Here is a 10,722-nt window from a genome sequence, read left to right as displayed (position 1 = left end):
GCCAGCTCATAAATAGCTTAACTCATAAGACGCTGTCATATCAAGCGTTACGGCCGTTACTTTTATCGGGTGTCGTCAAAGTTACGTCAGGATTTTCAGTTCTTTCGTCATATCTTTTTTCCATAATATCAACAACTTTTTCTTCGCCTTCAATGGTGGCGTGTGTGTAAACCTCGGCCGTGACGTTCGATTTAGAACTATGACCCAGGTACTGTTTAACATCCGCTTCGGGCGCACCACCTAATTGCATCTGGGTGGCAAAAGTGTGACGGAACATGTGCGGAAAAATATGAAATGGTAAATTTTCGTCAACTCGGTTGAATATACGATTTAAATTACTTGGGGTGTAAGGCTTACCAGTTATTCGATTAAAGTAAATATAATCATTTTGATGTGGTAATTCGCCAACATCTTTTTTTTGCTCTGTTGCTTCGTTGTATAAAAATTTCAGTTGATTATAAGCTTCGCCTTTAATTAATAATACGCGGTTTGAATCAGGTGTTTTTGTGTCTTTGCCATCTGTTGCCCTTTGAGTGCGCGATCGCTGAATATGCAAATAAGCAAAAAATTCAACATCATGAAATTCAATATCTTTGCGCTTAATACCCATTATTTCACCACGCCGTAAGCCAATAGTGGCAAGATAAAAGGCGGCATAGTGATAAGGCTCAAGAACTTGCTTCGCCATATCTACAGCTTGATAAAATTGTTTCATTTCCAAATACTTTTTCTTTGGGACTTCTTTTTTATTAAATTTCATGCGAATTAATCGGTTACGTGAGATAACCTCGTTAATTACAGCGTCATTGAGCAGGGCTTGCATACAGTCATTAATTGTTTTTGCTGTAGCAATAGATAGATTTTTTTGAAACATCAATTTGTTTAGAAACTCTTGCCAAGTTACACGATTTAAACTAATTAGTTTTGTGTCGGCAAATTCCGGTAAAATATGTTTGTTGAAGGAATTATCATAGCTGGAAACCGAGTCTGGAGTCCACGTTTTAGAATCGATACGTCCTTTCCGAAACACTACCCAATATTTTTTAACGGTCATTGTACGGTTGTGTATGAGATCGCGGTCTTCTATTTGACCAAGCACTTCGTTGCGCTTTGAAATGGCCTGAACCTGATTTTTAAAACCATTTTTGGCATAGTCAAAACGTCTACCATCAATCCGCCTTGAAATGTGAACTCGGTAGCGCATTTGCCCAGCCTGAGTTTTATAACTATAGATATTTTCATGAGTAGTTTTTTTATAAATATATTTTGACATAATAACCAATCCTTTCATTGCAGGATGGCGCTCAATTGGTGTAAAATAGAGTACACAAAGAGCGCCACATGTGTGGTTGCTTTTTCCGGTAGCACATCCATTACTTTGGCGAGTGGGGATGTGCTTTTTTATTTAATAAATTTTAGATCCATATCTGTATCAGAGTTTTTAGCAATCACGGTGCCGTCTGGTAATTGTACGACAATGTGGACCTCCGAAATACCGTAATTATTTTCTTGCCGTAAAGTCATTGTCTGCAGTAAATCCATCGATTTCTGTAATTCAGAATGACTCCAATTTGCCCAGTCATCAAACCCAATCCATGTGACGGTATTAGTGCTAGCGTCATAGCTTGCTGATTCTGCAGTGCCTTTATTTAAGCTGTTAAGCTTAGCCTGATACTTTGTAGCGTTAGTAGCAGATTTATTACTGGATGATTCAGCACGACTAGAAGCTTTTGCTTGATCAATACTAGTTTGTTCGGCTTCATAATTTACAGATTTAATGTGAGCCGTAACAATCTCATCGTTACCAGCAGTTAGATAATAAGAAGCTTTTGCCTTATCTTTAGGTAAAGTAATTGTTTTTGAAAATGTGCCGTCTGAATTTACTTTTATTTTGGTTTCATTGAGATCGCCAAAGTTTTCTTGTAATTTAATTGTTTTAGTATGTGTCGCAGTGCCTGAAACAATTGCCTGACGATTTGAATTTGCCGTAAAATAATAATCGGTATAATTTTTTGGCTTACCATCTAGTTTAATAACAGGTTCTTCTGCTTCAGATTCACTAGCAGCTTTGAATGATGACTCACTGTATTTCTTTGCTAATGCAACTTGCTGATTAGCATTCAATTTTTCCCCAAACTGATAACCACCAATTGCTAACAAAAGACCAACAATGGCAACAATAATTGGTACTTTAAATGGTTTAGACTTAATTAAATCATATATAAATATTCCAATAGCAACGATAATTGCGATAATCCCTATAAAAAATAATACCAATAAAAATGTCAGCATTTCAGTTCCCCCCAGAGTGATATAATTTATTTGTGATCGTATCCTTTGGATAACCTCATTCCGTGGCAGCGGAGTGGGGCTTTTTTTTATATCGTAACTGTATAAGATACTACTTTTCCAATAACAATTAGTCTATTTTCAGCGTCCTCATAGCGAAAGTTAATTGGCATAAAACTCTTATCTATTGAATCCGGTAAAAAAGAGTAAATGTGAGCTTTATCATCATTAACAAATCGTTTTACTGAATAATCAACACCATCAAGAGAAAAAACTACAATATCACCGTTTCTTAAATCATCGATGCTATCAAATCTTTTAACCAAAATAACTGAACCATTTGGGATTGTTTCATTCATTGATTCACCATTGATTGTCATAGCAATAACATTTTTGTCACCAGCATAGTTCGACATCATGACATCTGGAATTTTAATTTTCTGAATGTCATTAATTAAGTATGGTTCGACTTCTGCCAGAGATCCTGCCGCGACACCAGCTGGAATAAAAGGGTATGTATGACTAGAGCTTGCTTCTGGGATATATTTACCTTTTGATTCTTTTTCAGAAAAATCAACGTTATAAGTACCTTCTGAAAGACCATCAATTACTGCTGACATGCTTACTCCGTAAAGCTCAGACAGTTTTTGAATAGCTCCCATTTTAGGCTCACGATAACCAGTTTCCCAGTTAGAAACAGTCTGTTTTGTCACATTGAGTTTGTCGGCCAATTGAGGTTGACTCCAGCCATTCATGATTCTTAATTGCTTAATATTCTCACCAATTTTTTTCGTCAAATTATCACTTCCCTACTACTATAGTATATAACATTTAGTTGATTTTTCAAGCATAAAATTAAAAATAAATACAATTTGTTGTTGACTATAACAAAGCGTGGACTTATACTAATAGTTGTTAGGAGATGAGACACAATGACAGAGCTAAAAATCACATTAAAAGCAGCTAGAGTTAATGCCGGATTCAGCCAAAATAAGGCAGCGCAAAAGCTCTCAGAGTATTTTGGCAAAGAAATTTCGCGTTCAAAAATCACTGGCTTTGAAAAAGAACCAGAAAAAGTGCCCATGGCATTTGGAAAAGCATTTTCAGAAATCTATCGAATTCCCATGGAAGCTATTTTATTTACTAATGAGTCCACGGAACGTTATACACTAAAGGAGGCGTGATAAATGGAAGAATTACAAAATTTTAATTTTGAGGGTAACTATGTACGAACGGTAATTATTGATAACAAACCATATTTTGTCGGCAAAGATGTAGCTGAGATTCTGGGGTATGCAAAATCGAGAAATGCTATTAGTAGCCACGTTGATAACGAAGATAAAAAGGACGCCCCAATTCAGGGCCCCCTTGGCGGAACTCAAAATATGACAATCATTTCAGAGTCAGGTGTCTACTCATTAATTTTCGGTAGCCACCTTGAATCGGCTAAGCGGTTTAAGCACTGGGTCACTAGTGAGGTTTTACCGACTATCCGCAAACATGGTGCTTATATGACACCAGAGAAAATTGAAGAAGCTTTGCTGAACCCAGATACAATTATCAATCTGGCTAAACAGCTTAAGTCTGAACGCGAAGGACGATTGATCGCTGAACAACAGGTCAATGAGTTACAGCCTAAAGCTACTTATTACGATCGGGTGTTAGCTGATAAATCACTTGTCACCGTTAGCATCATTGCCAAGGACTACGGCATGAGCGGTCGAGCATTAAATAAAAAGCTTCATGACTTAGGTGTTATTTACAAGCAAGGCAACACTTGGCTATTATATGCGAAATATCAGCTAACTGGCTGGACACATTCTGACACCACAATAGTTAAACGCAAAGACGGCACTGAAAAAGCTGTACTAAACACTAAATGGACGCAAAAGGGCAGATTAGGCCTGTATGAACTGCTAAAGCAAGAAAACATTTTACCGCTGATTGAACAAAAACAAACAGTTTAAGGAGGAAATAACAAAATGGCACAACCAAAATTGGTTTTAACTAAACAAACTGAAAGTAAAGCCGTTAAACCAGTATTTATTGACGCAGAATTGCATAAACAAATCCTTGATTTAAAAAATGAGACAGGAATTTCGATTGGTCGGATTGCAGAAAAGTTTATCCGTTACGGTATTCAAAATGTCGAGATTGAAGATGAACAGTGAGGTGATTTAAATGAACGAATTAAAGTTAAGCGAAAAGTCTATCCGTATTTTTGCCAAACTGCTAGTTGATCCATTGCTAGAAAAAATTTGGCCAAAAGTTGATGAAACTATCGCAGAAAAAATTAAACGAGAAGACATGATGACGCGTGAACAAGTGGCAGCGGAAATTTTACACTGCGCGCCTAATACGGCGGATAAATATTATCTTTATCAACCAGGGTTTCCGTACTGCCAAGAAGGCAAAAACAGAAAGTATTATGCGCCGGCCGTTCGAGAATGGTTGGCTAATAATCAACTAAAAGCGTAAGGAGGTGATCTAAATGGTTTGGACTGTGGATGTCGCAAGTTTCACATTCGGAATTTTAATCGGCGTGCTATTATTTACCGCTTTTAAAGGCTTATATCATCTTGGAAAAGAGGCTGATAAAAATGAACATTAATTGGACTGAAATCGATGAGCAAGCTATGCGAGATGAGGAGGGCTATTACTTTGAGTAAAGATGAATTAACAACCCGCTTAGTCTGGGTTGGTATGATCACTGGATGCATCATTATCCGGGGCGTCATCATCAAGTTTTTCTGGCTTCTGCTGAGATGAAGCACTGGCGTATTACTCTAACGCTATGCGATGGATTACTGCATAAGGAAATTTATGACGTGGAGTTATCAGCATATGAGCCAGTTGGATTTGATCATGGTTGGTTTTATATCGGTCACAGTTTTGCAGTGGCTGAGCGGTTAGTAATTGGTTATAAGATTGAGAACTTAAGCGCAAAAAAAGCCCAACACGGGGACAACCGCGCGGACTAATCAAAAATGAGGTCTGTCAAACAGCCTCATTATAGCATATAGGGGGTTTTAACATGAATAAACGTATTAAAAAGAAATATCTCAGCGATGAAGAGCATAAAATTTTACGGCTGTATCATACGGCTGAATCAGTACAATTCTATCGATTTAACGAATCATTAAATAATGCGAAGTCTTATGTGTCGATATGGGGTAAACCTAAGTTGCACGACGGCACTAATAACACTATTTGGGCTGACGTAAGCACATATCACAATGATAAGTCAGTCATGGTTAGCACATCGATTAGAGGTGGAAAATAAATGAATGAGTTAACAGCTAGTGAACAGCTTGATTTTTCAGTTGAATATAAACCGACCCTAATCACTATTAATAATCAAGACAAGTTAGACCAAGCCATCGATGATTATATCAGCCACTATGAAAAACTAGTCGTGACGGAACAAACTTTGGCTGATGACAAAAAAGTTAAGCAAAGCCTGAATAGTTTGAAAAAGCAGCTTAATAGTAAGCGAATTGAAATTCATAAGAAATTTGATCAACCTTACACGGATTTTAAAGCTGAAATTGATAACATGATCGGTCGCATTGAACAAGTTATCAACCCAATTGACCAAGGAATTGCAAAGTTTGAGGAACAGCAAAAAAAACAGCGGCTTGATGAAGTAAAAGCACTGATTACCGAAATGGCACCTAATTATCACGTTGATCCTGGTGAAATTGAAATTGATGAGTCTTGGTTGACTAAGTCACTCAGTAAAAAGAAGCGCCTTGATGCAATCGCCGGTGCTATGACTCTCAAGGCTCAGGATAAAAAGCGACTTGCTGAGGGAATAGCCGCTGTGACAAATTATGCAGAGTTATTAAAAATTGACGTGGCTGGATGGATTGCACAGCTTAAACAAGGTCAAGATTTAAGTTATTTACAGGAACAGATGAAACGTGCTGCGGAAGAAAAGGCTAAGAAAGCCGAGTATGAACAAGCAATGACTAAGTTAAAAACTGAACAGCAAGGTAATAAAATAGTCGATACTAGCACGGGCGAAATCGTAGAGGAAACGCACACAAGGGTTGTTAAAATCACTTGTACGAAAAAACAAATGTGGCACTTATATGAATTCATGATCAATAACGAGATTACAGCTGAAACGGTTGTGATGAAATGAAATTCTACGTTAGCGGAGAACTACCGAAGGAGCCAAATATGTATTTTATCTATGGTGATGGTGGTACTGGAAAAACGTCGTTATTCAAATTATTTCCGGGTAAGAAGTTGCTGCTAACATTTGATCGATCCACCAGTGTTATCAAGCCAGAAGATAATATTGATACTGTCATTTTTGAGCCATCAGATATGCCGAAAATTCAAGCGGTGATAATCGCTTTTCTAAAACGAGCAATTATCAACGGTGGGTATTCAGCAATTTGTTTGGACAATATGTCAGCCCTGCAGAATTTTGTCCTTGAAAATATTGATGACGCATCAAAGGATGGCCGGCAGAATTATCAAAAGATGCAGCTTTGGTTTCGGCAACTCGGGGACATGTTACGTAGTAGTGGTGTGACAATTTTCGCCACCGCGCATCAAGTCGATAATGGATCATCAGGGCTAGACGGCGCCGGTAGATTCCAGCCGGACATGAACGAAAGAACGTTCAACGCGTTCACAGCAACGTTTGATTTGGTTGGTCGCATTTATAAACATGACGGTCAGCGCATGATCGATTTAGATCCAGAAGCAGGTAACCATGCAAAAAATAGGCTTGATGATCGCACACTGATCAAAGCAAGCGAATTATTAAAAACAGAAAAGGAAAGTGAATAATTATGAGTTTATTTACAGTAGATAGTAACAACGTGTTTGGCACAGGTGTAGCGGAAGCAGGGACTTATAACGTTAAAATTGTGAAAGCAATGGTCAACAATTCCAGTAACAATAATCAATACATTTCAATTGATTTTCAAGTATTGGATGGCACTTACAAAGGCGGCCAGATTCGTTACCAAAATATCACTTGGAGTACGGACGACCTAGAAAATTCAACCAAGCGTTTTAATACGATTGCAGTAGCGGTCGGCGCTAGTGATGGTGCAGTAATTGACTCAGTCGCGCAGTTTGCTAATGCCATTAATGGTAAGCAGCTCACAATTGATGTCGACTGGGCCGAACCAAACAACAAAGGCAAAATTTATTTAGAGGTTCGCGGTTATCACCAATTGAGTAAAGACCCAAGTCACCCTAACGGTGTTAAGCGGCCGGATGCAAATAACGGTAATCCAAATGTTGGGATTGCAAATGGTTCAGCGACACCAAACCAATCTAGTGATCCGTTTGCTAATAGCGGCAATTCAATTGATATCAGTGATGACGACATTCCCTTCTGATTGGGGGCCAAGTAATGAATATTTTACGAGTTGAGCAGTGGCCTAACGGCGATGGCTTTACACCAGTTGCCGTATATAGTTGCGACGGTTGTGGAAAAGAGATTAATGAATCATGGCCGCAGGTTGTAACTAAATACAATGAGCATTTTTGTATGGAGTGTGGATATTTTGAAGGGCTTATTACTGAGCAAGAGTTTTTAGACAATAGTTGTCTTTCTTTCGGTAAAGCACATGCCGCTGTTAGAAATGGTCAAGTAATTATCTGGTTTGGAAAAAAGGCGCCATGGAAAAAGAGTGCTCAAGATATTCGCAACTCAGCTGAATACGGTCGTTGGCGAACGGCTGTATTTGAAAGAGATAAGTATACGTGTCAAACCTGTGGTCAAGTCGGCGGAAAACTAAATGCGCATCACATTAAGCATTTCGCTGATTATCCAGACCTTAGGCTAGTGGTTTCAAACGGATTGACGTTATGCGAAGAGTGTCATAGAAAGCTCCATAAGAAAAGGTGATTAGTCAATGGCGAAAGGGGCGTTTCAGACAAGTAGAGAGATATTCGATAGCTCTGTTTGGACGGATATTATTAAGTTTCGAATTTTCTTTTATGTGTATGGCAATGCCGTTTTTGCCAGAGAGGGTATCGACATTGCAGGTATTCATTTAAAGCGTGGACAGTTTCTAAGATCGTATCGTAACTTACAAAAAGACCTAGAATACGTTGAAAAAAGGCACACTAAAATTTACTCATTACACACGATTCGAAAGAAAATTGAACAGTTGGTGAAAGAAAAACGAGTGGAAATTGAAAGTACCGATATAGGAACACTGTTTACAGTCGTTAAATACGACGAGTACCAAGGGTTTGAGCGATATAAAAAACAGATGTCTGCCACAGCATTTGCCACACCAACTGCCACAGCAAGTGAACACCAACTGCCACAGCAAGTGAACAATAATAAGAATGTAAAGAATGATAAGAAGAAACCTAGTCGTGTTATAGACAAAATTCCGTATGCTGAAATTGTCGAATATCTTAATGATAAAACTGGTAAAAAATTTAGATCAACAACAAATAAAACTAAAGACTGTATTCATGCTCGTTGGAAAGAAGGTTGGCGGTTGGATGATTTCAAAAAAGTTGTTGACGTTAAATCAGCTGAATGGTTGAGCCAAAGTGAAATGATGCAGTATTTACGGCCTGAAACATTATTTGGCCCAAAATTTGAAGCTTACTTAAATCAGAAAATCGCTAAGCAACCAGTACAACAGCGGGAAGATAAATCTGAACGAATCAAACGACTACAATCTTTCGTTACTGGGCAGAGTATAGACGGTTATACACCAAATGAAATTCAAAAAATGGTTGAAAAAATGGGCGCAAACTTATCAATTGAAAAAATAAACAAAATGATTGAAATAGGAAGTGAGGACGGTGCAATTTAATAATTATAGAGAAGCTGAGTCAGGTGTACTTGGTGGCTTATTACGAAATCCGCTTCTTGTGCAAACCGTAGTTGTTTTGCCTGACTACTTTTCAAACGTAGCTTATCAGAATTTATGTCGATTATTGTATGAAATCAATGGTGATTTTAGCGACTGGTATCAAGTTAAAGCTGAATATGACGCTAAGTATCCAAATGTGATGACAAATGATGATTGGGATAATTTAATTAATAGCTATATTGGACGCGCCCTCTTTGCCACACATTTAAAGATTCTGCATCAGCATTACGATCAATTACAGCTGCAAGATGCGTCGATGAAATATTTACAGAATCCTAATGACGATAATTTATTTACTTTACAAATGGCGTTGGCATCTATGAAAGAGCCAGAAAAAGTTAAAGTTGAAACCGCTAAAGACTTGCAGGATGGATTTGAGCAAGAACTAGTACAGGATATGCCAGAAGGAATCAAGACTTTTAAGCTTATGAATTCGGCACTGAATGGTGGATTACGTGGTGGAAATTTATTTGTTCTTGGTGCACGGCCAGCAGTGGGCAAATCAGCTTTTGCATTGAATCTATTGCTAAACGCGGCAACTTATAACGAAGGTTTTTGTGGTGATCTATTTAGCCTAGAAATGCGTAATGTTGAAAATCGGAATCGAATGTTAGCTAATGAAACCGGAATAGCTGTTAGTAAATTTCATAATGCTAAACACCGCTTAAATGATGTTGAAAAGCAAAAGGCACGAAACACTATGAAACGTTTTACTAAAATGGGTATTCAATTCTATGACAATTTTCAAACACCGTCACAAATCATTGCGCAAATTCGTAGTCGTGCATTAGCAACAAAACGCGGGCATTATTTAGCGGTAGTTGATTATCTGCAATTGCTTCATTCTGATCAGCGCACAGAGAACCGTGTTCAGGAAATTGGTTCAATTACGCGAGCGTTTAAAGTGTTGACCAATGAGTTAGATATTCCAATCATTCTGTTGTCACAACTTAATCGTGCTTCTTTGCAAAAACAAGAAGACACACTAGCAGATTTACGTGAATCTGGATCAATTGAACAGGACGCTAATGTGGTCGCATTTCTGAGTAATGTTGATGATCCAAATAACAGTGATGATCGGCAGCGTGTGCAATTAAGCTTTAAAAAGAATCGTGAAGGTAAGTTGGCTAAGTTTGATTTTAATTTTTATAAGGATGTGCAGACTTTTGCCGAAACATTTTAAGCGACACATTATGAGTTTTAAAGAATTCACGGTGATCATGGGTGCAAATGGCTATGACTATAGTGCTGGTGTTGAGTTTTATATGGCATGGGCAACAGAACTGCTCCACAAAGCCAAAAAAATCCAATCTAAGCCTGATAATCCTGTAAAGGGTCAATTACTAGCGGCTGTCATTAAAGACCAGCAGTACGTGTTAAATAGCGCTCTGTGGGTTGCCCAGCAAGAACAAAGTGCTGGGAAAAAGTTTTTTGAAACGTATGTGCCAGCAATGGATAAGCAGGACATTTTGGACGTTGTCGCGGCACAGAAAAAAATTGCACCATATCTCAAAAAAATTGGTGTAGAAGTTGAATACCTAATTTAGGAAGTGGAACTGATAAT

Annotated in this window: 16 protein-coding genes; 13 read left to right on the top strand and 3 right to left on the bottom strand. The window is 38.1% G+C overall.

The window, feature by feature from the left end:
• Nucleotides 1–40: 40 nt before the first annotated feature.
• The 3 genes from EKM80_RS08660 to EKM80_RS08650 form a co-directional block, all read right to left on the bottom strand.
• Nucleotides 41–1,273: a tyrosine-type recombinase/integrase gene (locus tag EKM80_RS08660; protein ID WP_164509540.1), complete on the bottom strand. Its 1,233-nt coding sequence runs from the start codon at nucleotides 1,271–1,273 to the stop codon at nucleotides 41–43.
• A 128-nt stretch (nucleotides 1,274–1,401) separates the two neighbouring features.
• The gene (locus tag EKM80_RS08655; RefSeq protein ID WP_125552717.1) at nucleotides 1,402–2,292 is read right to left on the bottom strand and encodes a hypothetical protein; all 891 of its coding nucleotides are present in this window, start codon (nucleotides 2,290–2,292) and stop codon (nucleotides 1,402–1,404) included.
• An 86-nt stretch (nucleotides 2,293–2,378) separates the two neighbouring features.
• Nucleotides 2,379–3,086: an XRE family transcriptional regulator gene (locus EKM80_RS08650; protein ID WP_125552716.1), complete on the bottom strand. Its 708-nt coding sequence runs from the start codon at nucleotides 3,084–3,086 to the stop codon at nucleotides 2,379–2,381.
• 135 nt (nucleotides 3,087–3,221) lie between these two features.
• Between EKM80_RS08650 and EKM80_RS08645 the strand changes: the two genes are divergently transcribed.
• The 13 genes from EKM80_RS08645 (at nucleotide 3,222) to EKM80_RS08585 (ending at nucleotide 10,705) form a co-directional block, all read left to right on the top strand.
• Nucleotides 3,222–3,473, top strand: coding sequence for an XRE family transcriptional regulator (locus EKM80_RS08645; protein WP_125552715.1), 252 nt, complete (start codon nucleotides 3,222–3,224; stop codon nucleotides 3,471–3,473).
• A gap of 3 nt (nucleotides 3,474–3,476) precedes the next feature.
• Nucleotides 3,477–4,256, top strand: coding sequence for a phage antirepressor (locus EKM80_RS08640; protein ID WP_125552714.1), 780 nt, complete (start codon nucleotides 3,477–3,479; stop codon nucleotides 4,254–4,256).
• Between the two features lie 15 nt (nucleotides 4,257–4,271).
• On the top strand, nucleotides 4,272–4,460 hold the full coding sequence (locus tag EKM80_RS08635) for a hypothetical protein (RefSeq protein ID WP_125552713.1): 189 nt from the start codon (nucleotides 4,272–4,274) through the stop codon (nucleotides 4,458–4,460).
• Between the two features lie 10 nt (nucleotides 4,461–4,470).
• The gene (locus EKM80_RS08630) at nucleotides 4,471–4,767 is read left to right on the top strand and encodes a hypothetical protein (RefSeq protein ID WP_125552712.1); all 297 of its coding nucleotides are present in this window, start codon (nucleotides 4,471–4,473) and stop codon (nucleotides 4,765–4,767) included.
• A 236-nt stretch (nucleotides 4,768–5,003) separates the two neighbouring features.
• Nucleotides 5,004–5,270 (top strand): hypothetical protein, encoded by a 267-nt coding sequence (locus EKM80_RS08625; protein ID WP_125552711.1) that lies wholly within the window; start codon nucleotides 5,004–5,006, stop codon nucleotides 5,268–5,270.
• 53 nt (nucleotides 5,271–5,323) lie between these two features.
• Complete coding sequence (locus EKM80_RS08620) at nucleotides 5,324–5,572, top strand: hypothetical protein (RefSeq protein ID WP_125552710.1); 249 nt, start codon at nucleotides 5,324–5,326, stop codon at nucleotides 5,570–5,572.
• The gene (locus EKM80_RS08615; protein WP_125552709.1) at nucleotides 5,573–6,436 is read left to right on the top strand and encodes a DUF1351 domain-containing protein; all 864 of its coding nucleotides are present in this window, start codon (nucleotides 5,573–5,575) and stop codon (nucleotides 6,434–6,436) included.
• Nucleotides 6,433–7,095 (top strand): AAA family ATPase, encoded by a 663-nt coding sequence (locus EKM80_RS08610; protein WP_125552708.1) that lies wholly within the window; start codon nucleotides 6,433–6,435, stop codon nucleotides 7,093–7,095. The genes EKM80_RS08615 and EKM80_RS08610 overlap by 4 nt, the downstream gene beginning before the upstream one ends.
• A 2-nt stretch (nucleotides 7,096–7,097) precedes the next feature.
• Nucleotides 7,098–7,655, top strand: coding sequence for a DUF669 domain-containing protein (locus tag EKM80_RS08605; RefSeq protein ID WP_125552707.1), 558 nt, complete (start codon nucleotides 7,098–7,100; stop codon nucleotides 7,653–7,655).
• A 14-nt stretch (nucleotides 7,656–7,669) separates the two neighbouring features.
• Nucleotides 7,670–8,167, top strand: a complete 498-nt coding sequence (locus tag EKM80_RS08600; RefSeq protein WP_225418847.1) for an HNH endonuclease — start codon at nucleotides 7,670–7,672, stop codon at nucleotides 8,165–8,167.
• Nucleotides 8,168–8,174: 7 nt separating this feature from the next.
• Complete coding sequence (locus EKM80_RS15035) at nucleotides 8,175–9,098, top strand: conserved phage C-terminal domain-containing protein (RefSeq protein WP_225418846.1); 924 nt, start codon at nucleotides 8,175–8,177, stop codon at nucleotides 9,096–9,098.
• Nucleotides 9,088–10,341, top strand: a complete 1,254-nt coding sequence (locus EKM80_RS08590; protein ID WP_125552706.1) for a DnaB-like helicase C-terminal domain-containing protein — start codon at nucleotides 9,088–9,090, stop codon at nucleotides 10,339–10,341. The genes EKM80_RS15035 and EKM80_RS08590 overlap by 11 nt, the downstream gene beginning before the upstream one ends.
• Nucleotides 10,325–10,705 carry a hypothetical protein gene (locus EKM80_RS08585; protein ID WP_125552705.1) on the top strand — a complete coding sequence of 127 codons (381 nt, stop codon included), beginning with the start codon at nucleotides 10,325–10,327 and terminating at the stop codon, nucleotides 10,703–10,705. Before EKM80_RS08590 ends, EKM80_RS08585 begins: the two co-directional genes overlap by 17 nt.
• Nucleotides 10,706–10,722: the final 17 nt, after the last annotated feature.

It is taken from the genome of Loigolactobacillus jiayinensis, from assembly GCF_003946445.1.
GTDB classification, from domain to species: Bacteria; Bacillota; Bacilli; order Lactobacillales; family Lactobacillaceae; genus Loigolactobacillus; species Loigolactobacillus jiayinensis.
Note: the sequence above shows the minus strand (reverse complement) of the source record. Positions and strands in the feature narration are given on the sequence as shown.